Raw genomic sequence first — 23,747 nt, forward strand, 5'->3', positions numbered from 1 at the left:
CGTCCCTCCTACGCGCGGCCCGACGGCGCAGCCCGGCCCGGTGCGGTCGGCCCGCCGTCGTCCGTGGGGGACGACGTCGGTCCCGCCAGGTGCTTGACCCGCGCCGAGATCTCCGCGTGGCGGCCGTGCACCATGGGGCGCTGCTGCGGGTTGCCCAGGTACCCGCACGTGCGCTTGACGACGTCGCACGTGCGCGGGTCGGCGTTGCCGCACGACGGGCACGCGAACCCGCGCGCCGTCGGGTCGAAGTCGCCCGTGAACCCGCACGCGTAGCAGCGGTCGATGGGCGTGTTGGTGCCGAGGTAGCCCACGCGGTCGTACGCGTAGTCCCACACGGCCTCCAGCGCCCTCGGGTTCTGCTGGAGCACGGGGTACTCGCAGTAGTGGATGAACCCGCCCGACGTGTAGCGCGCGTACTCCTGCTCGAAGTCGAGCTTCTCGAACGGCGTCGGGTTCTTGCGGACGTCGTAGTGGAAGCTGTTCGTGTAGTAGTCCTTGTCCGTGATGTCCGGCACCGAGCCGAACCGCTCGCGGTCCAGGCGGCAGAACCGGTCGGTGAGGCTCTCGCTCGGCGTCGCGTAGACGCTGATCCGGTACCCGGTCCGCGCCGTCCACCCCGCGGCGTGGGCGTGCAGCGTGCGCAGCACGTCGAGCGTGAGCTCCTTGGCCTCCGGGTCGTGCTCCCACGCGCCGCCGTAGAACGCGGCGGCCACCTCGTAGAGCCCGATGTACCCGAGCGAGACCGTGGCGCGGCCGTCGCGGAAGAGCCGGTCGACGTCGTCACCCGGTGCGAGGCGCTGCCCGAACGCGCCGTGCACGTAGAGGATCGGCGCGTTGCCCGGCGTCGCCTCCTTGCAGCGCTCGATGCGGAAGACGAGCGCGTCGTGCACGGTCTCCAGGCGCTCGTCCAGCAGGCGCCAGAACGTGTCGAGGTCGCCGTCCGCCTCGAGCGCGATACGCGGCAGGTTGAGCGTCACGACGCCCAGGTTCATGCGCCCCTCGGAGACGTCCTGGCCGTCCTCGTCCTGCCAGCCCTGGAGGAACGACCGGCAGCCCATCGGCACCTTGAACGACCCCGTGAGATCGACGATCTTGTCGTACGACAGCACGTCCGGGTACATCCGCTTCGTCGCGCACTCGACCGCGAGCTGCTTGAGGTCGTGGTTGGGGTCGCCGGGGTCGAGGTTCACCCCGCGGCGCAGCGTGAAGATGAGCTTGGGGAAGATCGCGGTGCGGCCCTCGCTGCCGAGCCCGCGGAGGCGGATCTGGAGGATCGCGCGCTGGATCTCGCGCTCGAGCCAGCCCGTGCCGAGCCCGAACCCGACCGACGTGAACGGGGTCTGCCCGTTCGACGTGAACAGGGTGTTGATCTCGTACTCCAGCGACTGCATCGCGTCGTAGATGTCCTTGCGCGTCTTCTCGCGCGCGTAGTCCTCGTGCGCGGTCTCGTCGGCGATCCAGCGGCGCGCGTCCGCGAGGTGCTTCTCCAGGTTGCGCTCGGCGTAGGGAGCGAGGAGCTCGTCGATGCGGTTGACCGAGCAGCCGCCGTACTGGCTGGAGGACACGTTCGCGATGATCTGGCTGATCTGCGCCGTCGCGGTCTGGATCGAGCGCGGCGGCTCCACCTGCGCGTTCCCGATGCGGAAGCCGCTCGACAGCATCGACCGGAAGTCGATGAGGCAGCAGTTCGTCATGGGCGCATACGGGTGGTAGTCGAGGTCGTGGTAGTGGAGGTCGCCCTTCTGGTGGGCGTTCGCGACGTGCGGCGGCAGCATCCGCAGCCCGATCGCCTTGCCCACGGTCCCGGCCGTGAGGTCGCGCTGGGTGTTGAAGACCTCGCTGTCCTTGTTCGCGTTCTCGTTGACGACCGTGGAGTCCTTGTCCAGCAGCCGCACGATCGAGTGGTTGAGGTCCGTCGCCCGGCTGCGCGCGAAGTCCCGCTGTACGCGGTAGTCGATGTAGGCGCGGGCGACGTCGTACTCGTGCGACCCGAGCAGCACGTGCTCGACGACGCCCTGGATCTCGTAGATCTTCACCGCGCCGACGAACCGCGCGGCGATCTCCGCGTCGACGCGGTCCACGACCTCGTCGACGCGGCTCCGGTGCGCGGCCGTGAGGTCGCCGTGCACCTCCGCGAAGGCCTTCGTCACGGCGGCGCGGATGCGGCCGTCGTCGAACGGCCGCCGCCGGCCGTCGCGCTTGAGGACCTCCAGCGTGGTGGTGCTCTCGGTCGGTGCTGCCTGGTCGAGCTCGATGGTGCTCATCGGTCCCGTTCCCCTCTGCCCACCGAGTTCTCGTCTCCGTCCCGCAGGGGTTGCGAGACGGACCGCACCCCAACATGTGGGGTCTGGATCACGGCTGCGCCACCATATCTAGTCTGACGGCCGCGTGCGACGCGGATCCCCGGCGTGGCGGGGAGAGCGGGACAGGTCGGGACCTTGGTCCCGTCGGGGCGGGCCCTGAGGCCCGGCGCGACGGGGATTTCTCGCGGTCGGGACCGTGCGTCGCGGCGCTAGCCTCGGGGCGTGTCCCGACGTCCCCCCGGCTGGGTGCCGAACCAGCACGGCGCGTGGCCGATGCTGCTCCTGCCGTTCGTCGTGGGGACGGTCCGGGGGATCCAGGACGCCGGCTTCCGGCCGGTGACCGTCGCGCTCGCTGCGCTGTGGCTCGTCGGCTACCTCGCCTACTTCGCCGCCGGGCTCTGGTTGAAGTCCAGGCGCCGGGAACGCTACCGCCGCCCGATGCTCACGTACGGCGCAACCGCCGCGGCGTTCGGGCTGCTCGTGCTCGTGCTCGACCCGGCGCTCGCGCTCTGGGCACCCGCGTTCGTCCCGTTCCTCGCGCTCGGCCTGTGGGCCTCGGCGCAGCGCACCGAGCGGTCCGTCGCCGCGGGCGGCGCGATGACCGTCGCGGCCTCGCTCATGACGGTCTTCGCGTACGCCGCGTGCCGGCCCCCGGGCGCCCCCGTGCTGGCGGTCCCCGCGGAGGTCTGGCTCGTCGCGGCGCTCCTGCTCGCCTACCTCTTCGGCACGGTGCTCTACGTCAAGACGATGATCCGCGAGCGCGGCGTGCGGTCGTACGTCGTCGCCTCGGTCGCGTACCACGCGGTGGTCACCGTCGCGGCGGGAGTGCTCGTCGTCGTGCACGACCCCACGTGGTGGTGGGCGACGGCGTTCCTCGTCGCGGCGACGGCGCGCGCGGCCGTGCTGCCGGGCCAGCCGCTGAGCCCGAAGGCCGTCGGGATCGGCGAGATGGTCGCGACGGTGCTGCTGCTCGCCGTCGCGCTCGTCGTGCGGTAGGGCCGCGGGTCGGCACGTCAGGCACGGATCGGAACCTCGTCCTGCCGACCGCGGACCCAGGGTGCCGAACGATCGGAGGCATGCGGTGGTTCACTGGCCCGATGGACGACGACGCGCCCCTCACCGTCTCCGGCCTCGGCGAGCGCGTCGAGGCGATCTCCGCGCTCTACGCGCGCAAGTTCGGCGTGGAGCGCGACCCGGACTGGTTCATGCTCAAGCTCGCCGAGGAGGTCGGGGAGCTCACGCAGGCGTTCCTCGTGGCGACGGGGCGCACCCGTCCGCGCGGGGAGGTGTCGCGGGCCGGGCCGGCGACGTCTGGCGGGGCGGTGGTCGGCGGCGGGGCCGTCGTGCCCGACGGCGGGGCATCGCCTCTCGCGGACGAGGTCGCCGACGTCCTGGCGCACCTGCTGCTGCTCGCGCGCTCCCAGGGCGTCGACGTGGACGCGGCCGTGCGGCGCAAGTGGCTCGCGTGGGAGGCGGAGCTGCGTGACCCGCCGGCATGGCCCGGGCGGCACGCGGCCGCGCCGCACCGGCGCCGCTAGGGTGGCGCGGTGACCGACCACCGCACCGACCCGCCCGTCAGCGCCGACGAGGTCGACACGCTGCGCGGCTTCCTCGACTTCCACCGCGACACGTTGCGCTGGAAGACGTCGGGCCTCGACGCGGCCGAGCTCGCCCACCGGCTCCGGCCGTCGTCGATGACGCTCGGCGGGCTGCTCAAGCACCTCGCGTTCGTCGAGTCGAACTGGTTCTCCGAGGTGCTGCTCGGGGAGCCGCTCATGGCGCCGTTCGACACCGCCGACTGGGCTGAGGACCGCGACTGGGACTGGACGACGGCGGCGGGCGACTCCCCGGCGGAGCTGCGCATGCTCTTCGACCGCGCCGTCGCGGCGTCCGACGCGATCCTGGACGACGCGCTCACCGACGGCGGCCTGGACCGGCTGAGCGCACGGCCCGACCGGCACACGGGCGAGCGCTGGAACCTGCGCTGGATCCTCGTCCACATGATCGAGGAGTACGCCCGGCACAACGGGCACGCCGACCTGCTCCGCGAGGCGATCGACGGCACCGTCGGCGAGTAGCGCCCGGCGACGGCCGGCGTCGAGGGCAGGAAACAGTCGCGGTCGCCTCGTCCGGACGCGACCGTCTCGGTGCGCCCGGCGCCGTGCGGGTGACGGTTGCCGCGAGCGGCGTCGCCCGGGACCATGGCCGACGTGACCGCTCCTGAGCAGCCCTCGTCCGTGCCTCCCTCGCGCCGTCCGAGCGTCGCGACCGTGGTCCTCGCGGCGCTCGTCCTGGTCGGCGTCGCGCTCCTGGCCGTCGCGGCCTGGGTCGCGAGCCGCCCGACGTCGTCCGGATGGTTCGCGTACGCGCCGCTGTCCGGCACCACGTTCGTCCCCCGCGGGGCGTACCCGCTGGGGACCGCGGCGCTCCTCGCCGGCGCGGGCGCGCTGCTCGTCGGGGGCGCAGTCGGGTTCGTCGTGGGCCGCCGCAGCGGCCCGGCCGCGGTGGTGGGCTCCGGGACGACCGGCCCCGGCACCTCGGGCCCCGGCGTCATCTCAGGCCCTGGCAGTGCCGAGGGCCCGGGCGGGACCTCGGGACCCGGCGTCGACGAGGCGCCCGCGGGATGAGCGTGCGCGACGACCTCGTCCTCCTCGACCTCGACGGCACGCTCACGGACTCGGCCCCCGGGATCCTCGCGTCGGTGCGGCACGCGTACGGCGTGCTGCGGCTCCCCGTCCCAGCCGACCCGGTGCTCCGCGGCTTCGTCGGTCCGCCGCTCGGGGAGTCGTTCGCGGCGCACGGCGTCCCGCGCGACCTCGTGGCCGACGCCGTCGCCGCCTACCGCGACGTGTACACGGCGGGGAACCTCCTCGACAACGCGGTCTACCCCGGCATCCCCGAGTGCCTGACGGCGCTGCGCGGGGCCGGGCTGCGCCTCGCCGTGGCGACCTCGAAGCCGGAGCCGATGGCGCGGCGGATCGTCGCCCACTTCGGGCTCGACGCGTACCTCGACCGCGGCCTCGACGACGTGTTCGGCGCGACGCTCGACGGCTCGCGCAGCACCAAGGCCGACGTCGTCGCGCACGCGCTCGCGTCGCTCGACGCGGCCCGGCGCGTGGTCATGGTCGGCGACCGCGAGCACGACGTCCTCGGCGCCGCCGCTCATGGGGTCCCGTGCGTCGGGGTCGCGTGGGGCTACGCCCGCCCGGGCGAGCTGGCCGCGGCGGGGGCGACGGCGGTCGTCGGGACGCCCGCCGAGCTCGCGACCGTCCTGCTCCACCGGGCGCCGCTCGCGGGCTGATCTCCGTCGACCGCGGTCGCGGGGCGGGCGCGGACGGCCGGGCCGGTGCGGACGGCGCGCGACGCTCAGGCGCGTGCGAGCACGACGACGGGCGCGAGGAGCCCGGCGCGGGTCGCCGCGACGTTGTTGCCGATCCGGGTGACGAACTCCTGGCCGAACACGACGACACGCCCGTCCTGCTCGGGGACTCCCCCTGCGGCGAGCGCCGCGCGCCGGTCCTCGACGCGCAGGACGTCGAACCCGGCCGCCGTCAGCGCGCGGCGGTAGTCGTCGGGGGTCTCGACGAACGACGCGCCGGGGTCGACCGCCCACGGCATCGGGAAGGGCAGGTCGCCGGCCCCGACCCGCATCTGCTCGAAGAGCCCGAAGGGGCTCCCGGGGCGGACCACGCGGTGGACCTCCGCGAAGAGCGCCGCCTTGTCCGGCACGTTCATGCCGACGTGGAAGAGCATCGCGCGGTCGTGCGACGCGTCGTCGCAGGGCAGCCGCTCGCCGTCGCCCAGCGCGAACGTCACGAGGTCGGTGAGCCCCGTCCGCGCGGTGAGCTCGCGCGCCGCGTCGACGAAGTCCGGGCTGAGGTCCACCCCGGTGACCTGGCAGCCGTGCCGGTGCGCGGCGAGGCGCGCCGGCCCGCCGAGCCCGCTGCCGACGTCGAGCAGCGTGGTGCCCGGCGCGAGCCCGAGGAGGTCGAGGAGGGCGACGGTCGTCGTCACGCCCCCGGCGTGCAGCTCGTCGTACGGGGCGAGGGCGTCGACCGTCACGGGCCCGTCGTCGGCTCCTGCTGCGGCGAGGAGGCGGGCCGCGAGGTCCTTCCCGGCGTAGTGCTGCCGTACCTGCTCCGTCGTGGCCATGGCGGCCTCCGTGCTCGTTCGCGCGCCCACTCGCGGGCGCTCTCTCTCGACGGTACGCCCGTCGGGTCCGTCTCGCCGCACCGTTGCGCGTCGTCCGAGCGACGGGTTGACCTTGACGTAGCGTCAACTTCTAGCGTGGTCCTCGTTGCCGTACGAACCTGACCGAGAGGCACGGGAGGAGACCGGAGATGTACACCGCGGGCACCGGGCGCACGGCCGACTGGTCCATCCAGGAGGTCGCGCGCCTCGCCGGCACGACGAGCCGGACCTTGCGTCACTACGACGCGGTGGGGCTGCTGCGCCCGAGCCGGGTCGCGTCCAACGGCTACCGCCACTACGACGCGGACGCGCTCGTGCGGCTCCAGCGGATCCTCCTCCTGCGCGACCTCGGCCTCGGGCTCCCCGCGATCCAGGACGCGCTCGACGGAGCCGCGGACGTCCGGGGTGATGGGTCGGCGTCGGGCAGCGCCGAGCGCGACGCCCAGGTGCGGGCGCTGCGCGGCCACCTCGAGTGGCTGCAGGCGGAGCGGCAGCGGCTGGCGCGACAGATCGCGTCGGTCGAACGGACGATCACCACGATGGAAGGAGGTGGCGAGCTCATGGCGGACGACATGTTCGACGGGTTCGACCACACGCGGTACCAGGCCGAGGTCGAGGACCGCTGGGGCAAGGACGCGTACGCGCGCGGGCACTCCTGGTGGAGCGGCCTGAGCGAGGCGGAGAAGGCGGCGTTCAAGGACCGCGTCGAGCGGCTCAACGGCGACTGGACAGCGGCGGCGGAGGCCGGCGTCGACCCGGCGTCGGACGAGGCGCAGGCGCTCGCGCGGCGCCACGTCGACTGGCTCCAGACCGTGCCCGCGAACCCCGCGCACGAGCCCGGGCCGCTGCGGGGGTACCTGCTGGGCCTCGGCGAGATGTACGTCGAGGACCCGCGGTTCGCGCTCAACTACGGCGGCGTCGAGGGCGCGACGTTCGTCCGCGACGCGCTGCGCGTCTACGTCGAGCGCAACCTCTGACGGTGCGCCCGCGGACGTGATCCCGCCCGGGACCATCGGCCCGGGCGGGATCACCGGGACGTCACTAGCCTGGAAGCCTGGCGGGACACGGCGCCCCGCCGCCGCCAGGAGGCAGCCATGGCCACGACGTCGACGTCCACCGGCCCGGCCACGACCCGCAACGTCGCCCTCGTGGGGCACAGCGGGTCCGGCAAGACCACGCTCGCGGAGGCGTTCCTCCATCGCGCGGGCGCGATCCCGCGGGCCGGCTCCGTCGCCGAGGGCACGACCGTCTGCGACCACGAGCCCGAGGAGGTCGCCCGCGGCATCTCGGTGAGCCTCGGCGTCGCGCACCTCGACTGGCGGGCGCCCGACGGCGTCACGCACCAGGTCACCCTGCTCGACACCCCGGGATCCCCGGACTTCGCGGGCTCCGTGGACGCGGCGCTCGCGGTGGCCGACCTCGCGGTCGTGGTGGTGAGCGCCGTCGACGGGGTCCAGTCGGGCACGGAGGAGGTCTGGCGACGCTGCGACGAGGCGGGGATCCCCCGCCTCGTCGTCGTCTCCCAGGAGGACCGCGCGCGGGCGAGCTTCCGCACCGTGCTCGCCGCGCTGCGCGGCGCGCTCGACGCGCCGTTCGTGCCGCTCGAGCTCCCGCTCGGCGAGGAGCAGTCGCTGCACGGCGTGGCCGACGTCCTCACCGAGCGCGCCCGCGAGTACGACGGCGACGGGCGCACCCACGAGGAGGACGTCCCCGCGGACGTGCGGGACGAGGAGCACGCCCTGCACGACGAGGTCGTCGAGGAGATCGTCACGCACGACGACGAGCAGCTCGAGGCGTACCTCGCGGGTGACGAGCCCGGGGCCGCGGACCTCGAGCGCACGCTCGCGCACGAGGTGCTCACGGGGGAGGCCGTGCCCGTGCTGCTCGCGTCCGCCGTCACGGGCGTCGGCGTCGACCGCGTGCTCGACCTCGTGTGCGAGCTCGGCCCCTCGCCCGTCGACCGCGCGTCCGTCGTCGCGCTGCCCGACGGCGCGGGGTCGGGTGCCGCGGCGACGTCCGAGGTGGCGGCGGACCCCGCGGGCGACGCGCTCGTGCAAGTGTTCCGGACGGTCGTCGACCCGTTCGTCGGGCAGGTCTCGGTGTTCAAGGTCCTCTCCGGGTCCGTCGCGACGGGCGACCGCCTCGTGAGCACCGCGACCGGTGCCGAGGACCGCGTGCACGGTCTGTTCCGGCTGCGCGGTCGCGAGCACGTCGCGGTCGACCGGGTGGTCGCGGGCGACGTGGCCGCCGTCGCGAAGCTCTCGGCCGCCACGACGGGGACGCTGCTGGCGGCGCGGCGCGCGCCCGTGTCCGCGCGCGAGCTCCCCGAGCGGCCCCCGGTCTACGCCGTCGCGCTGCGGCCCGTGTCCCAGTCCGACGACGACAAGCTCTCCTCCGCGCTGACCCGCCTGCGCGCCGAGGACCCGACGCTGCACGTCGACCTCACCGGCTCCCAGGCCGTGCTCGGGGGCCTCGGCGACACGCACCTCGCCGTCGCCGTCGAGCGGCTCGAGCGCTCGTTCGGCGTGCGCGTCACGACCGAGCCCGTCCAGGTCGCCTACTGCGAGACCATCACGCGCGCCGTCGAGGTCGAGGGCAAGGTGAAGAAGCAGTCGGGCGGGCACGGGCAGTTCGCCGTCGTGCAGCTCCGGGTGTCGCCGCTCCCGCGCGGCGAGGGGTTCGCGTTCGTCAGCTCCGTCGTCGGCGGGTCGGTGCCGCGCCAGTACCTCCCGGCCGTCGAGCGCGGCGCGCGCGAGGCGATGGAGGGCGGCGGGCCGCACGGCTACCCGGTCGTCGACCTGCGCGTCGAGGTCCTCGACGGCAAGGCCCACTCCGTCGACTCGTCCGACATGGCGTTCCGCACCGCGGGCGGGGTCGGGTTGCGCGAGGCGCTCGCCGCGGCGGGCACCGTCGTCCTGGAACCCGTCTCCGCCGTGTCCGTGACCGTCCCGCCCGACGCGCAGGGCGACGTCATGGGCGACCTCTCCGCCCGCCGCGGCCACATCACCGCGACCGACTCCCTGCCCGACGGCCGCGTCCGCGTCGACGCGCTCGTCCCCGAGGCCGAGCTCACCCGCTACGTCCTCGACCTGCGCTCCCTCACCGGCGGGCGTGGGTCGTTCACCGCCGTCCCCGACCGCTACGAGGTCCTTCCGGGAGGCGTCCCCGCCCCGGCGAGATAGAACCGTGGTGCGCCGAGGTAGGACCCTGGTCTGTCGACGGAGGACCCTGGTCTTCGCAGGGCGTCGCCAGGTCGCCGTTCCGCAGAGACGTGGACCGTGCTGCGTTCACGGCGCGGCGCTGAGCCCTCGTGCGAGCTCTACCAGAGCGTCCATCGCTCGTTCCGCGCGCACGGCGTCCTGCGAGCTCACCGAGGAGGGCGAGTATCCGGCGCGTGTCTTGAGCCGCAGGAGGCTGCTCAGATGTCGAGCCGCGTCGCCGTCGGCGGCCGTCAGGAGCGCGACGGCATCCTGGTGGTTCTCGGATCGGGAGTAGCGGCCGAGGCGCACGCAACACACGACGTCGGCCGCGGCGATGCCGGCGTGGACGGCGAGCGTGACGAACGCGTCGGCGACGTCAGCGGCCTCGTCGGCGAGGTCGAGCACGTCGTGCGCGGCCGCCGCGAACTGCGTGGCCTTGGACATCCGTCCACGTCGTGCGGGGAGGTCGCCGTTCGCCGTCCTCACGAGCGGGGCCCTGCGCGAACGTGCCGCCGCAGCCAGGACGACGAGCCCGCGAACCGCACACCCTCCTCGACGACGGAACGCAGGACGGGATCGTCCGGTTCGGCGCGCACGTGATCCTCGGCGAGGACCAGAGCCCGCGTGTCGTTCCCCGTCCACCGGGTGCCCTCACGCTCGAGCTCGGAGACGAGCTCGTCCCAGCGGTCCGGATCCGCGGCGGTGGGCCGTACGAGGAACACGTCCAGGTCCGAGCTCGGGGTCGCGTCGCCTCGCACCCACGACCCGAACAGCGCGCCGTAGACGGGGGAGGGTGTCCATCCGTCCACCGCGTGCGCGAAACGTTCCAGGGTGCGCTCACGCCAGCGCGCGAGCTCGACGACCGCGTCGGCGGAGACGTGGTCGCGGTTCATCCGGTAGGTGATGGCCGGTCCCGCGCGACGGGCTTCGACGATGCCCTGTTCCGAGAGACGGTTGAGCGCCTTGCGGATCCCGTCCACGGAAGCGTGCGGGATCAGTCTTCTCAGCTCGCCGGCCGTGAACGACGCATCGGCGAGGGCAAGGCGCGCGAGGGCATCGCCGTCCAGCGTGGGGGTGACGACGGCGAACGGCCGGGCGGTGTCCATGGGAACCTCTGCTGTTACTGATGATCGTCGACAACTGTCGATGATAGTCAATGCTCGTCGATCATAGTCGACGAGCGCAGAGGTGCGCGGCAGAAGCGCGTTCCACGTTCGATCGGTCCTCGCACCCGACGGTGTCAGCGGCGCGGCACGACGATCGGCGCGCCGCCGCCGGGGTGGTCGAGGACCTCGACGGGGTAGTCGTAGACGCCGCTCAGCAGCTCGGCGGTGAGGACGTCGCGCGGGCTGCCGTCGGCGACGACGCGCCCGCCCGCGAGGACGGTGACCTGGTCGGCGTAGGCGGCGGCGAGGGAGAGGTCGTGCACGACGACGACCACGGCACCGCCGGCGGCGGCGTGCGCCCGGGCGAGCTGGAGCACGAGCTCCTGGTGCTTGAGGTCGAGCGCGGCGGTCGGCTCGTCGAGCATGAGGAGCGACGTTCGCTGCGCGAGCACGCGGGACAGCGCGACGCGCGCCTTCTCCCCGCCGGACAGCGACGTGAAGTGCCGGTCGGCGAGGTGCTCGACGTCGGTCGCGGCCAGAGCCTCGGCGACCGCGGCGTCGTCCTCGTCCTCGAACGGCGTGCCGCGCCACGGCGAGCGGCCCATGCACACGACGTCCACGGCCGTGAACGGGAAGCTCAGCGCGACCTGCTGGAGCATGACGGACCGGCGCAGGGCGAGCTCGGTCGGCGTCCACGCGCGCAGCGGTCGGCCGTCGACGACGACGTCCCCTGCCTCGGGGACCAGGTCGCCCGTGAGCACGGCGAGCAGTGACGACTTGCCCGCGCCGTTCGGTCCGAGCAGCGCGCGGACCTCGCCCGCGCGGACGTCGACGGACACGTCGCGCAGGATCGGTGCCTCGCCGAGCGTGAGCGAGACGTCGTGCGCGGCGGTGACCACGTCGCCGGGCGCGACGCGCTCGGGGAGGCGGGGCCGCCGTCGGGCACCGGTGACCGCGGTGCGCAGCGAGCCGAGGAACGAGGAGCCCTCGTGGCGCAGGTCGCTCATGCCCAGCCTCCCTGGCGCGAGCGCGTGCGGCGCAGCAGGTAGAAGAAGAACGGCCCGCCGACGAGCGACGTGATCATGCCGAGCGGCAGCTCGACGTTCGCGACGGCGCTGCGCGCGAGGAGGTCCGCGGCGAGCAGGACGACGGCGCCGCCCAGCACGGACGCGGGGATGAGCGTGCGGTGGCTCGGTCCGCAGACCATGCGCACGAGGTGCGGCACGACGAGCCCGACGAACGCGATGATCCCCGTGAACGCGACCCCCGCGGAGACGAGCAGCGCGACGAGCACGATGACGAGCTGGCGCAGGCGCTCGACGTCGACCCCGAGGTGCTGCGCGGCGCGCTCGCCGAGCGCGAGGAGGTCCATCTTGCGGCGCACGAGCATCGCGCCCGTGACCCCGACGACGGCGATCGGCAGCACGACCGCGACCGACTGCCACGTCGCGCCGCCGAGCGACCCGAGCTGCCAGAAGACGATCTGCTCGCGCGCGGCCGGGTCGGCGACGAACGTGAAGAACGCGAGCATCCCGCCCGCGAACGCGTTGACCGCTATGCCCGTGAGCACGAGCGTCACGACCTCCGTGCGCCCGCCGGCGCGCGCGAGCGCGTAGACGACGAACGTGGTGACCAGACCGCCGAGGAACGCCGCCCCGGCGACCCACGTGCCCGGCACGAGCGCGCCCGCGGTGACGATGACCGCGCACGCGCCCACGGCCGCGCCCGACGACACCCCGATGACGCCCGGCTCCGCGAGCGGGTTGCCGAACACGCCCTGCATGAGCGCGCCCGAGCACGCGAGCGCGGCGCCCACGACGATCGCCATCACGACGCGCGGGAACCGCACGACCCACAGCGCGTTCTCGCCCTGCGGGTGCGACGGCATCGGGCCCCAGTCGAGCCCGACGTGGTGCGCGAGCGAGCCCAGCACCTCCGCGGGCGACACCGGCACCTGGCCGGTCATGCCGGACACGACCGTGAGCACCGCGAGCGCGACGCCCAGCCCGACCATGAGCCAGCGCGCGGCCCGGCGGCGCTGCCGCCCGACGGCGGGCCCCACCCGGGCGGGTCGACCGCCCGGGCGCGGGGCGTCGTCGGGCGCGGGGGCGTCCTCCGTGGCGCCCGGCGGGCGCGTCACCGCGCTCACGACGCGGGGAGCTCGGGCGCGGGCACGCCGTAGAACGCCTCGACGAGCGACGCGACGGTGTACCCGGTGCGGGGGCCGAACGTGAGGAGGCGCGAGCCGTCCATGTCGACGACGCGGCGCGCCTCGCCCGCGGGCGTCTGCGCCAGCCCGGGGATCGCCATCATCGCGTCGAGGCCGCCCATGGACTCCAGGCCGTCGGTCATGACGAGGTACGCGGCGGGCGCGGCGCTGATGATCGCCTCGCTCGTGACGGGCGCGTACTGCTGCGTGAGACCGATCGCGGTCCCGGCGTCCTCGCCGCCGATCTCGCGGACCAGGTCGTCCGCGCCCGAGCCGGGCCCGAACAGCATCTTGATGTTGGACCCGCGCAGGTAGAGGAACGCGACGCGCGGGGTCCCGGTGTCGTGCGGGACGGCGTCGAGCGCCGCGCAGATCTGCCGGTCCGTGCGCTCGACGAGCGCCTCGCCCTGCTCGGGCACGCCGAGCGCGGTCGCGACGGCGCGGATCCGGTCGTCCACGCCGTCGAGCGTGCGGGCCTCGTCGAAGTACACGACGGGGATGCCCGAGCTCTCGAGCTGGCCACGCACGTCGTCGGTGAGGATCGTCGCGTCGGTGAGGATCACGGACGGGTCGAGCCCGAGGATCGCCTCGACGTCGAGCGCGTGGCCCGCGCCCGTGACGACGGGGACGTCCGCGGCCTCGGGGAACCCGGTCGGCAGGTCGCGCCCGACGACGTTGTCGCCCAGGCCCAGGCTGTACACGATCTCGCCGAGCGTCCCGTACAGGTCGACCGGGATGATGCGGCTCACGTCGGTGATCTCGACCTGGCGGCCGTCGGCCGACGCGACCGTGACGGGGAGCTGCGGCGTCGGGGCGTCCGCGACCGGGTGGATCGCGTCGTCGGCGAACGTGGCCGTCGTCGGCCCGGTGGGGAACGACGCCGGGTCGACGTCGGTGCCGCCGCCCGCGGCCCGCGACTCCGCGAGCGTCGTGCAGGCCGGCGCGCCCGTCGTCTGGTCGGCGTCCTCCGCGGGCGCCGCCTCGACGGGCGCGGCGTCCTGGCTCGCTCCCGCCGACGGCGTCGCGGGCGGCTCGTAGGGGAGCGGCGAGCACGCCGCCACGAGCCCCAGCACGACGACGGCCCCCGCCCCGGTCAGCGCCGTCGCCACCCGGCGTGCCCGCCCGGGCGCGACGTCGGACGAACCCGCTGGCGACGTCGAGCGGCTAGCCGACGAGCCGAGGTGCAGCGCGGAACGGGCAGCGTGAGGCATGGGGAGTTCTCCAGGGAGCGGTGCGCGGGGAGGACACGACCCGACGTGGTCGTCCACCCCAGATAAGACGAGCCTAACCTGACTTGGAGGCCGTCTCGACCGTCTCGCGAGTTACGCGCCTCACGTGAAATTGCACCGAACCGATCCCCGGTCGACCGAGCGAGAGCTCGGCCACTCGAGGAAGAGCCCTGGTCACCCGCGGAAGAGACTCGGCGTCAGGGGTGGGCGGTGCCCAGGTCGGCGAAGAGGTCGCTGTTGAGGCGGAAGGCGTGCTTGGCCTCGGCGACGGTCTCGTCGAGCTGCTCGGGGGTGAGGACGAGGCCGTCGAGGCGCTCGCGGTAGACGTCCTTGAACGGCTTGGACTTGGGGATCTCGACGAACGTGTAGAACGCGAGGCCGTCGCCCGAGAGGCCGTAGTGACGCTCGAGCATGCGCTTGATGATCTGCCCGCCGGAGAGGTCGCCGAGGTAGCGGGTGTACGCGTGCGCGGCGTAGGCGGGCAGCGACGCGCCGACCGTGCGCAGGCGCGCGACGTAGCGCTCGGTCGCGGGGTGGATGGTGATGCGCTCGGCCCAGTCGTGGCCGACGAGGAACGTGAGGTCATTCTCGATCTCGGGGGTGCGCGTGAGCTCGTCGAAGACGAGCGTCGAGCCCTGGGCGTCGGCGCGCATCGCGGCGCCGGCGTCCTCGAGCGCGCCGTAGATGGCCCACTGCTGCGCGGCGAGGTCGGCGTACGCAGCGACGTCGAGCTGCCCGGACATGAGGCGCTCGACGAACCCGGAGCTCTCGGCCCGCTCGTGCTCGGGACGCGTGCCCTCGCGCAGGCGCTGGGACAGCGGCACGGACTCGTCGGTGCGGTCGAGGTCCTGGGTGAGAGCAGTCACGGATGGCTCCTGCGGGTAGCGTCGGGTCGGGGTGCTCGTCCTGACGCAGTGTCATGACGATGCGTCAGGAACTGTAACCCAACCAGGTGAGGGTTGCCTATCCTCTGTCCGAGATCTGGGCCACGTCCTCCGGGTCGGGGAGCCCGGCGAGGAACCGGAAGCCCAGCAGCGCGACCAGCGTGCCCAACCCGCCGCCGACGACGAGCGGCGTCGCCAGGTCCGTGCGGGCCAGGAGCCCGCCGAGGAACGCCCCGAGCGGCATGACGCCCCACAGGAGCGTCCGCCACGTGCCGTGCACCCGGCCGAGCAGGCGGCCGGGGATCATCGCCTGGCGCAGCGACATGACGAGGACGTTCCACACCGTGACCGCCCCGGAGCTCACCGCGAACAGGACGGCGCCGACGACCACCGCGGCGCCGGCGTCCGGGAGGAGCGGGGCGAGCCCGAGGAGCACGAGGACGACCGTCGAGACGAGGTTCGCGACGGCCATCGTCGGGCCGGTCCCGAAGCGCTCCTTGGCGGGGTTCGCCACGGCCGCCGCGACGAGCGACCCGGCCGCCCCGACGAGCAGGAACGTGCCGTACCAGGCCTCGGGGACGCCCAGCACGTCGAGGACGTAGAGCACGATCGTCGCGGTCGCGGCGGAGAAGCACAGCCCGACGACGATCGAGAGCAGCCACAGCGGGCGCAGGGTCGGGTGCGCCCACAGGTAGCGGAACCCGTCCCCGAGCTGACGGAACCAGGGCGGCGCGGGCTCCGCTCCCTCGACGGCCACGGTCCGGTGCTCGCCCGCGGCGACGGCGGGGAGGAACAGCGCGAGCGCCCCGGCGACGGCGTAGGCGGCCGCACCGGTCCCAAGCGGCACGACGACGGCGACCGCGAAGAGCGCCGACGTGAGCGGCGCCGAGAGGAAGTTCTGGACGGTGATCTCGCCCGCCTCGATGCGCGAGTTCGCGCGCGGGAGGTCGGCGGGCCGCACGATCGACGGCAGCACCGCGCGGATCGCGCCGTCGTACACGGTCTCCAGCGCGCCGTAGAGGAAGACGACGGCGTACAGCCACCAGATGGTCAGCGTGCCCGTCGCGGCCAGGGCGACGAGCCCGAGGGCGAGGAGGGTGCGCGCGCCGTTCGCGAGCGCGAGCGCGTGCCGGCGGTCGACGCGGTCGAGGAGGACCCCGGCGGGGATCGCGAAGAACAGCCACGGCAGGAGCGAGACGGCGGCGATGCCGGACACGAGGAACGGGTCGTCGGTGAGCCGGGCGGCGAGCAGCGGCGACGCGACGCGCGCGATCCCGTCGCCCAGGCTGGAGCTGAGGTTCGCCGTGAAGACGTTCCGGAACGGCGCGCCGAGCCCGGCGCGCACCCGGGCAGGGGCGTCGGGGAGGCTGCGGCGGCGGCGGGTCGGCACCCCCCGAGGCTAGGTGACGGTTGCCGGAGGCATCACGCGCTCTCGGCCGCTTCTGCTCGGGGGAGAAGGGGAGGGCGTGGCGGGCCGGTCGGGTCAGCGCGCGAGCGCGGGCGACGACGCGTCGGCCCCGACGGCGCGCAGCACGAAGGCCTCGGTCGCCTCGATCGCCTGCTCGCGCGCGTCCGGGTCGTCGGGGACGAGCCGGCCCGACAGGCAGGCGTTGACGAGCTGCACGGTCGTCTCGATGTCCTGCTCGGGGAACTCCCCGACCTCGATCCCCGACGCGACGATCCGGCGCAGGATCGCCTCGACGAGCTCGGCGTGCTCCCGCAGGCGCTGGCGCGTGGTGCGCGACAGCACGGTGCGCAGGTCCGGGCCGGGGGCCAGGTGGAAGATGCGCTTGAGCTGGGCCTGCTGGCGGATGTACGTGCGGAGCTGCTCGACCGGGTCGTCCACGTCCTCCAGCGCCCGCTCGAGCGTCCCGACGTACTGCTCCGTCTCGTGGGTGATGAACCCGAGGAGCAGCGCCTCCTTGTCGGGGAAGTGGTTGTACACCGCGGTGCGGCCGACGCCGGCGGCCGAGGCGATGTCGGCGAGGGAGATGGCGTCGAAGCCGCGGTCCATCATCAGGGTCGAGAGCGCCGCGAAGAGCTTCTGCCGGGTCTGGGCGCGGTGCTCGTGGAGGGACCCTCCGATGATCTTGGGCATGCTGACATCATAGGGAGGTCGTGTCAGAACGCTAATCGGCTCCTCCGGGCCGCAGCCGGGCCGCAGCCAGGCCGCGGCCGGGCCTCCCGGGCGCGCTCCGCCGTCTGGCACACTGCCGCCATGGACACGACCGCGTCGCCCGACGGCGTCCCCGCGACCACGCCGGACCCGGACTTCCCGCCCGTCCCCGCGGACACCAAGGACTGGACGTGGGTCATGGAGCGGCCGTGCCCGGAGTGCGGGTTCGTGGCGGCCGAGGTGACGCCCGACCGGGTGGGGGCCGCGGTGCGCGACGCGATCCCGCGCTACGTCGGCGCGCTGGGCCGCGAGGACGTGCGCGTCCGCCCCGACGCCACGACCTGGTCCGTGCTGGAGTACGCCGCGCACGTCCGCGACGTCTTCTCCGTGTTCGACGTGCGCGTGCAGTCGATGGTCGAGGGCGACGACCCGCAGTTCGCCAACTGGGACCAGGACGCGACGGCCGTCGAGGACGACTACGCGCACCAGGACCCGGCGGTCGTGGCGCGGGAGCTCGAGATCGCGGGCGAGCGGGTCGCAGGCCGCTTCGACGCCCTGGTCCCCGACCAGTGGGAGCGCCCCGGGCGGCGCTCGAACGGGTCGGTGTTCACGGTCCGCACGCTCGGCCAGTACTTCGTGCACGACGTCGTGCACCACCTGCACGACGTCGACGCCTGACCCGCGGCCGTGACACGGCCGTAACGTCCCGGCATTCCGGACCAACTACGTTCCGGTCATGGACGCCACCGTCGCCGGTCTCGTGCCAGACGCGCACGCCGGTGCCCACCTTCTCGCGATGCCGCGCTCGCGCGGTGCGGCCCGCACGCCCGTGGACGCCCTCGCGCGCGCCTGGTTCGCCGACGCGGCGTGGACGACGCCGCCCGCAGGCGGGCGAGCGGCCCGCCCCATGGTGGGCGCACGGTTCCGGGGCGTGGTGCCCGACGGCGTGGTCGCGCCGGGCGAGCTCCGGCTCGCCGAGGGCGCACGCGTCGTCGGACCGTTCCCGCTGACGCCGCCGCAGACCCAGGCGCTCGACCTCGCGGGCGGGAGCGCCGAGGCCTTCGCGCTGCACGTCGACGACCCCGCGCCCCGCGGCGCCCCGATCCCGTTCGCCGAGGACCGTGACGGTCTCGCCCGCGCCTTCGCCGCCGGGCTGCCCCAGGGCGTCGAGCTCCAGGTGCTGGGCTGGGCCGTCGCAGCGGCCCGACGCGTCGGGGGCGCCGTCGTCGCGGACGGGCGGACGGTGCTCACGCCCGACCCCGCCTCGGGGGTCGACCTCACGCTCTACAGCGCGCAGGTCCTCGGACCCGACGACGCGCTCGGCGTCCTGCGCACGACGGTCCCGAGCGCGCGCGTCGTCGCGGTCCACCCCCGCCCGGACGGCCTCGCGGAGTACGTGCTGTCGGGGGAGACGCCGTACGACGGGGCGGTCCGGCTGGCGGCGCAGCGCGTGCCGCAGGTGCCGCTCGCCCTCGGCGCGCTCGACTGGCGCGAGCACGGCCCGCACGCCTACCGCGTCACGTGGGTCCCGCAGGACCCGTACGAGCTCGAGGTCGAGCGCCCGTCGGGGCTGCACGTCATCGCGCGCTCGCGGGCCCGGGTGCTCGTCGCACGGCTCGCGGCGATGCTCCAGGGGCGCCTCGCGGGGACGCTCGTCGACGACGGCGGCTTCGTCGTGCGGCACCTCGACCTCGACGAGCGGCTCACGCCGGCGGCGACGCCGACGACGCAGTTCTGGGTCTGAGCGACGGCGTGCGCACGAGGCGCGCGCCGTCGTCGAACCGGGCGTGTCGGCCGGGTGAGCTGTCCACAGATTTCGTCCACAGGGCTGTGGGTTCCGTGGGAATCGCGCGGGGCCGCCTGTGGACGAACCTGTGGCCTTCGCGACCTGCCAAATGACATCGGTGGGAACTCTTGCAGGCCCTCCGGGTGAGGACTACAAACGTGCCTAACGGCCCGGACGGGCGCACACGGACGACGGTGTTCCGGCACACAGGGGTCTGACGGCCCCGGCCAGGAGCGCACGACGGCCCGGCGCGAACGCCAGGGCACGGCTGACCGGAGAACGGTGGACGACCCGCGACCCCCTGCTGCGGGCTGCGCGCGACGGCGCAGGTTCCGACCGGACCCGGAAGGCCGACCGCGATCGGCGTCAGCACGCCTGCCCGGGGCATCCGGGCCGGCGCGGGGGCGCCGGGCCGCCACGTCGCGAGCGGCGCCCCGACGGGCCACCGGCCCGACCGCCCCGGGGTCGCGCGGACACGGCGAGGCCCCTCGGAATCCTGCTCCGAGGGGCCTCGCTGCCATTCTCCCGCCGGCGTGCCGTGACGCGAAGACCCGTTCGTGGGCCGGTGGGCCGGGTCCGTCGGCCGCGCCTACGCTCGTGCCATGAGCAACCTCGAGACCCGGCCCGAGGAGCGCGTGTGCTCCGCAGGGACCCCGCACGGCGAGGGCGCCGGTGCGGCCCCGACGGTGGAGATCCTCGAGCACCGCGACGTCCCGCTCGGCGGCACGCGCGCGATGCGGGTGCGCCGCACGATCCCGCAGCGCGCGCGCTCGCTCGTGGGCGCCTGGTGCTTCCTCGACCACTACGGGCCGGACCCGCTGCCCGCGATCGGCGACGGCACGGACGGCATGCAGGTCCCGCCGCACCCGCACACCGGCCTGCAGACCGTCACGTGGCTGTTCGCCGGCGAGATCCTGCACCGGGACGCGGTCGGCTCGCTCCAGACGGTCCGGCCGGGCGAGCTCAACCTCATGACCGCGGGCCGCGGCATCTCCCACTCGGAGGAGTCGCCGCGCGGTGTCCGCCCGCCGGTCCTGCACGGCGTCCAGCTCTGGGTCGCGCTCCCGGGCGACCGGCTCGCGGACCCGCCGGCGTTCGAGCACCACGCCGACCTGCCGGTCGCGGACCTCGCCGGTGCCCGGGTCCAGGTCTTCCTCGGGAGCCTGCGCGTCGCGGGCGCGGAGCTGCGCTCGCCCGCGACGACGTACTCGCCGCTCGTCGGGGCGCAGGTCGACCTGGAGGCCGGCGCGCGCGTGACGCTCGACGTCGACCCGGCGTTCGAGCACGGCCTGCTCGTGGACGACGGGGCGGTGCGCCTGGAGGGCGAGGAGGTCCCGCCGTCGGCGCTCGGGTACGTCGCGCCGGGCCGCGCGACGCTCACGGTCGAGGCGGGGCCGGACGGACCGGCGCGCGTCGTGCTCGTGGGCGGCGAGCCGTTCGGCGAGGACATCGTCATGTGGTGGAACTTCGTCGGCCGGTCGCACGACGACGTCGCGCGCGCCCGCGCGGACTGGCAGGCACAGCTCGTGGTCACCGGCGGCGAGGGACCGAACCATGGTGGCACGCGCTACGCCGACGGCGCGCACGACGGCCGCTACGGCGAGGTCGCCGGGTACGACGGCGGCCCGCTCCCCGCGCCGGCCCTCCCCGACGTCCGTCTGCGGCCTCGCACCCGCCCGGCGGCGCGCCAGTAGACTGCCGCGCATGGCCAAGAACTCCACGCCCGACTTCGTGCTGCGCCCGTTCGAGGGGCTGCCCGGCGAGACCGACTGGGTCGCGATGCGCGAGGTCGTTCCCTCGGCCACCGCGACCGCCCGCACGACCGCGGAGCACGGCGCGCGCGACGTCACCGTCGTGACCGTCCTGCCCGCGGGCTGGGCCGCGCTGCACCGCCAGGACGGCGCGATCCTCCTCGCGGTCCAGACGCTCGCCGGCTCGGGCGACACGAGCCGCGACCTCGCGGCGGCGCTGCTCGAGGCGATCGCCGCCGAGCCCGGCACGTCCATCGAGATGAGCGCGCTGCCCGACGCCGGCCCGCGCCTGCAGGACGTCCTCGACCCCTCGGTCCCGTTCGACGTCACCGTCCACGAGGACTTCGCGTTCTGGCTCGACCCGGCGGAGGAGATCACGCCGGACCTGCGCGCGTCGCTCGACCAGGCGGCCGAGTCGATGGTGCCCACGGTCAAGCTCGACGCCGTCACCTCGGCGTACTGGTGCCGCATGTCGCGCGAGTTCCTGCGCTGGGCCCGCCCGGAGCCCGAGGACGCGCTCATCGACGCGATCTCGCGCCTCCACGCGCGGCGCGAGTCGGGGCTCGCGGGCGGCAAGTTCGTCGGCGCCTTCCGGTCGAGCGGCGTGCTCGTCCCGGTGTGGGAGCTGCCGCGCGGGACGGAGGCGGACGAGCTCGAGGGGCCGGTCGCGGAGCTCGACGCGCTCCTCACCGAGGCGCTCGCCGTCACGGAGCCGCTCGACGCGAACGAGCGCCGGGCGCGCGCGGGGATCGTGTCGCGCCAGGTGACCCTGCGCTGACGCTGACGGATGCCGGCCGGCGGCCCGACCCGCGGCCCCGAGCAGCCCGCCGACGCCCCTGTCGGCGGGCTGTCGCGTCGAGTAGGATCCGGGGGACCTGGGAACGCAGCCCGGTCGTCCTGCGAAGATCCCGAGCGGATCTGCTGGTGGAACGACGACACTTCTGCGGCCAACTCTTTGCACTACTAGGCTGGACGGCGTGAACGCGGACCATCGGTCGACTGAGTCGGGGAACAACACGGGCAGTGCTGCCCCTGCGGGCGCGGCGAGCACGCCGCCGCCGACGTACCTCTCGGCGTCCGGCACGCGGGCACGCACGCCGCGGCCGACGGTCGGCGACGGCCGGACCGGCCGCGCGGTGCGGCAGCGCGTCGCCGTGATCATCCCGGCGAAGGACGAGTCCCGGCGCATCGCCGCGACGGTCCGCGCGGCCAAGGCGATCCCGCACGTCGACCTCGTGCTCGTCGTGGACGACGGGAGCGAGGACGACACGCAGCACGTCGCGCGCGAGGCGGGAGCCGTCGTCGTGCGCCACTCGCACAACCGCGGCAAGGCCGCGGCCATGGAGACCGGCGCGGCCGTCGTCGCCATGCGCGACGCCGCCGACCGCCCCCCGCGCCTCCTGCTCTTCATCGACGGCGACCTCGGCGAGACCGCCGTGAACACCGCGCCGCTCGTCGCCCCTGTGCTCGACGGGTACGCGGACCTCTCGATCGCGCTGCTCCCCCCGCAGCCGGGCGCGGGCGGCCGCGGGATCGTCGTCGGTGCGGCGCGCCGCGCGATCCAGTCCCTCACGGGATGGACCCCGACGCAGCCGCTCTCGGGCATGCGCTGCCTCACGCGCGAGGCGTTCGAGGCCGCGACCCCGCTCGCCCGCGGCTGGGGCGTGGAGACCGGCATGACGATCGACCTGCTCCGCAAGGGGTACGTCGCCGTCGAGGTGCCGTGCGACCTGCGCCACCGCGCGTCGTCCAACGACCTCAAGGGTCAGCTCCACCGCGCCGCGCAGTACCGCGACGTCCTGCTGGCCGTGAACGCGCGCAAGGTGCGCTCCGCCGTCGACCGCGTGCGGGCCGCCGACCAGCACTGACGCCGGGCCCGGCCTGGGCCCGGCGCGCCGTCCCCTCCCGTGGGTGGCGAGCGCCTCCACGGGAGCCCACCCTGGGTGGGCGGGCACGGTGCCGTGCCCGCGGCCCGCGTCCGCGCGAGGCCGCACCGACGACGACGGGGGCATCGGCATGTGCACGGGGATCAGGTTCTCGGACGGCCGGGGGAGCGTCTACCTCGCGCGGAACCTCGACTGGACGAGCGGGTACGGGCAGCGGGTGGTGCTCACGCCCACCGGGTACGCGCCGAGGTCACCGTTCGGCGCGGTGCCCGGCATCCGGCACGCGACCCTCGGCATGGGCATCGTGGCGGAGGGGACGCCGCTCTACTTCGACTGCGGCAACGACGCGGGCCTCGCCGTCGCGGGGCTCAACTTCCCGGGGTACGCGGCCTACGCGCCCGGCCCGGTCGACGGCGCGGTCAACGTCGCCGCGTACGAGCTCCCGCTGTGGGTGTGCTCGCAGTTCGCGACCGTGGACGAGGCGGAGGCCGCGCTCCAGGACGTCGTGGTCGTCGACCGGCCGGTCAACGACACCTACCCGAGCTCGATGCTCCACTGGATCGTCGCCGACGCGACGCGCGCCGTCGTCGTCGAGCACACGGCGGACGGCATGCACGTGTTCCACGACGACGTCGACGTGCTCACGAACCAGCCCGGGTTCGACTGGCACCACGAGAACCTGCGCAACTACCTCAACACCTCGCCCGACTTCCCCGGGGACACGGAGCTGGGCGGGGCGGTCCTCACCCCGTTCGGCTCGGGCTCGCACATGCGCGGCCTCCCGGGGGACTACTACTCGCCGTCGCGCTTCGTCCGCGCCGCCTACGTCAACGCCCACTACCCGACCCAGGAGAGCGAGGAGCAGAACGTCAGCCGCGCCTTCCACACGCTGCAGCAGGTCGCGATGGTCGAGGGCAGCGCCCTGATGGGGTCGGGCGAGTCCGAGATCACGGTGTACACGGGGCTGTTCTCCTCGCGCACGTCGACCTACTACTGGAACACCTACGAGGACCCGGCGATCCGGAGCGTCGCGATGGCCGACCTCGCCGCGGGCGGTACGGAGCTCGTCCTCGCCTAGACCGGGAG

At 74.5% G+C, this 23,747-nt stretch carries 23 protein-coding genes; 13 read left to right on the forward strand and 10 right to left on the reverse strand.

Annotated features, from left to right (window positions below; all coding sequences use genetic code 11):
• Positions 1–8: 8 nt before the first annotated feature.
• A complete protein-coding gene (gene nrdD / locus JOE63_RS03975) occupies positions 9–2,264 on the reverse strand; it encodes an anaerobic ribonucleoside-triphosphate reductase (protein ID WP_204539342.1) in 2,256 nt (751 codons plus the stop codon).
• A 261-nt stretch (positions 2,265–2,525) separates the two neighbouring features.
• On the opposite strand from nrdD, the gene JOE63_RS03980 reads away from it, so the two are divergent.
• The 5 genes from JOE63_RS03980 to JOE63_RS04000 all read left to right on the forward strand — a co-directional run bounded on the left by JOE63_RS03980 (position 2,526) and on the right by JOE63_RS04000 (position 5,604).
• Positions 2,526–3,299, forward strand: a complete 774-nt coding sequence (locus JOE63_RS03980) for a YwiC-like family protein (RefSeq protein ID WP_204539345.1) — start codon at positions 2,526–2,528, stop codon at positions 3,297–3,299.
• An 80-nt stretch (positions 3,300–3,379) separates the two neighbouring features.
• The gene (locus JOE63_RS03985; RefSeq protein WP_204539348.1) at positions 3,380–3,841 is read left to right on the forward strand and encodes a pyrophosphatase; all 462 of its coding nucleotides are present in this window, start codon (positions 3,380–3,382) and stop codon (positions 3,839–3,841) included.
• Positions 3,842–3,850: 9 nt separating this feature from the next.
• Positions 3,851–4,381 carry a DinB family protein gene (locus JOE63_RS03990; RefSeq protein ID WP_087470845.1) on the forward strand — a complete coding sequence of 177 codons (531 nt, stop codon included), beginning with the start codon at positions 3,851–3,853 and terminating at the stop codon, positions 4,379–4,381.
• 132 nt (positions 4,382–4,513) lie between these two features.
• Positions 4,514–4,930 carry a hypothetical protein gene (locus tag JOE63_RS03995; protein WP_157759559.1) on the forward strand — a complete coding sequence of 139 codons (417 nt, stop codon included), beginning with the start codon at positions 4,514–4,516 and terminating at the stop codon, positions 4,928–4,930.
• Complete coding sequence (locus tag JOE63_RS04000) at positions 4,927–5,604, forward strand: HAD hydrolase-like protein (protein WP_087470847.1); 678 nt, start codon at positions 4,927–4,929, stop codon at positions 5,602–5,604. Before JOE63_RS03995 ends, JOE63_RS04000 begins: the two co-directional genes overlap by 4 nt.
• Before the next feature lie 65 nt (positions 5,605–5,669).
• Here JOE63_RS04000 and JOE63_RS04005 read toward each other — a convergent pair whose 3' ends face one another.
• On the reverse strand, positions 5,670–6,455 hold the full coding sequence (locus tag JOE63_RS04005; protein ID WP_204539351.1) for an SAM-dependent methyltransferase: 786 nt from the start codon (positions 6,453–6,455) through the stop codon (positions 5,670–5,672).
• Between the two features lie 188 nt (positions 6,456–6,643).
• Here JOE63_RS04005 and JOE63_RS04010 point away from each other — a divergent pair, with 188 nt between their 5' ends.
• Positions 6,644–7,471: a MerR family transcriptional regulator gene (locus JOE63_RS04010; RefSeq protein WP_087470849.1), complete on the forward strand. Its 828-nt coding sequence runs from the start codon at positions 6,644–6,646 to the stop codon at positions 7,469–7,471.
• Positions 7,472–7,588: 117 nt separating this feature from the next.
• Positions 7,589–9,676, forward strand: a complete 2,088-nt coding sequence (locus JOE63_RS04015) for an elongation factor G (protein WP_204539355.1) — start codon at positions 7,589–7,591, stop codon at positions 9,674–9,676.
• Between the two features lie 105 nt (positions 9,677–9,781).
• On the opposite strand, the gene JOE63_RS04020 is transcribed toward JOE63_RS04015, so the two are convergent.
• The 8 genes from JOE63_RS04020 to JOE63_RS04055 form a co-directional block, all read right to left on the reverse strand.
• Entirely contained in the window at positions 9,782–10,138 is a 357-nt protein-coding gene (locus tag JOE63_RS04020) for a hypothetical protein (protein WP_087470850.1), read from the reverse strand.
• A gap of 38 nt (positions 10,139–10,176) precedes the next feature.
• Entirely contained in the window at positions 10,177–10,800 is a 624-nt protein-coding gene (locus tag JOE63_RS04025) for a nucleotidyltransferase domain-containing protein (protein ID WP_087470851.1), read from the reverse strand.
• A 134-nt stretch (positions 10,801–10,934) separates the two neighbouring features.
• Positions 10,935–11,807, reverse strand: a complete 873-nt coding sequence (locus JOE63_RS04030) for a heme ABC transporter ATP-binding protein (RefSeq protein ID WP_204539358.1) — start codon at positions 11,805–11,807, stop codon at positions 10,935–10,937.
• Entirely contained in the window at positions 11,804–12,814 is a 1,011-nt protein-coding gene (locus JOE63_RS04035) for a FecCD family ABC transporter permease (RefSeq protein ID WP_082918938.1), read from the reverse strand. The genes JOE63_RS04030 and JOE63_RS04035 overlap by 4 nt, the downstream gene beginning before the upstream one ends.
• A 131-nt stretch (positions 12,815–12,945) precedes the next feature.
• On the reverse strand, positions 12,946–14,220 hold the full coding sequence (locus JOE63_RS04040; RefSeq protein ID WP_204539360.1) for a heme/hemin ABC transporter substrate-binding protein: 1,275 nt from the start codon (positions 14,218–14,220) through the stop codon (positions 12,946–12,948).
• 215 nt (positions 14,221–14,435) lie between these two features.
• The gene (locus JOE63_RS04045) at positions 14,436–15,104 is read right to left on the reverse strand and encodes a biliverdin-producing heme oxygenase (protein WP_204539363.1); all 669 of its coding nucleotides are present in this window, start codon (positions 15,102–15,104) and stop codon (positions 14,436–14,438) included.
• 97 nt (positions 15,105–15,201) lie between these two features.
• Positions 15,202–16,512, reverse strand: coding sequence for an MFS transporter (locus JOE63_RS04050; protein WP_087470855.1), 1,311 nt, complete (start codon positions 16,510–16,512; stop codon positions 15,202–15,204).
• A gap of 93 nt (positions 16,513–16,605) precedes the next feature.
• The gene (locus JOE63_RS04055) at positions 16,606–17,220 is read right to left on the reverse strand and encodes a TetR/AcrR family transcriptional regulator (protein ID WP_087470856.1); all 615 of its coding nucleotides are present in this window, start codon (positions 17,218–17,220) and stop codon (positions 16,606–16,608) included.
• 120 nt (positions 17,221–17,340) lie between these two features.
• On the opposite strand from JOE63_RS04055, the gene JOE63_RS04060 reads away from it, so the two are divergent.
• The 6 genes from JOE63_RS04060 to bsh all read left to right on the forward strand — a co-directional run bounded on the left by JOE63_RS04060 (position 17,341) and on the right by bsh (position 23,739).
• Positions 17,341–17,916 carry a DinB family protein gene (locus tag JOE63_RS04060; RefSeq protein ID WP_204539366.1) on the forward strand — a complete coding sequence of 192 codons (576 nt, stop codon included), beginning with the start codon at positions 17,341–17,343 and terminating at the stop codon, positions 17,914–17,916.
• 58 nt (positions 17,917–17,974) lie between these two features.
• A complete protein-coding gene (locus JOE63_RS04065; RefSeq protein WP_204539369.1) occupies positions 17,975–18,982 on the forward strand; it encodes a hypothetical protein in 1,008 nt (335 codons plus the stop codon).
• Between the two features lie 644 nt (positions 18,983–19,626).
• The gene (locus tag JOE63_RS04070; RefSeq protein ID WP_204539371.1) at positions 19,627–20,718 is read left to right on the forward strand and encodes a pirin family protein; all 1,092 of its coding nucleotides are present in this window, start codon (positions 19,627–19,629) and stop codon (positions 20,716–20,718) included.
• 10 nt (positions 20,719–20,728) lie between these two features.
• A complete protein-coding gene (locus JOE63_RS04075; RefSeq protein WP_087470861.1) occupies positions 20,729–21,553 on the forward strand; it encodes a DUF5926 family protein in 825 nt (274 codons plus the stop codon).
• Positions 21,554–21,752: 199 nt separating this feature from the next.
• Positions 21,753–22,643 carry a glycosyltransferase family 2 protein gene (locus tag JOE63_RS04080; protein WP_374058990.1) on the forward strand — a complete coding sequence of 297 codons (891 nt, stop codon included), beginning with the start codon at positions 21,753–21,755 and terminating at the stop codon, positions 22,641–22,643.
• Between the two features lie 148 nt (positions 22,644–22,791).
• Positions 22,792–23,739 carry a choloylglycine hydrolase gene (gene bsh, locus JOE63_RS04085; protein WP_204539374.1) on the forward strand — a complete coding sequence of 316 codons (948 nt, stop codon included), beginning with the start codon at positions 22,792–22,794 and terminating at the stop codon, positions 23,737–23,739.
• Positions 23,740–23,747: the final 8 nt, after the last annotated feature.

The organism is Cellulosimicrobium cellulans (assembly GCF_016907755.1).
GTDB lineage: Bacteria > Actinomycetota > Actinomycetes > Actinomycetales > Cellulomonadaceae > Cellulosimicrobium > Cellulosimicrobium cellulans_D.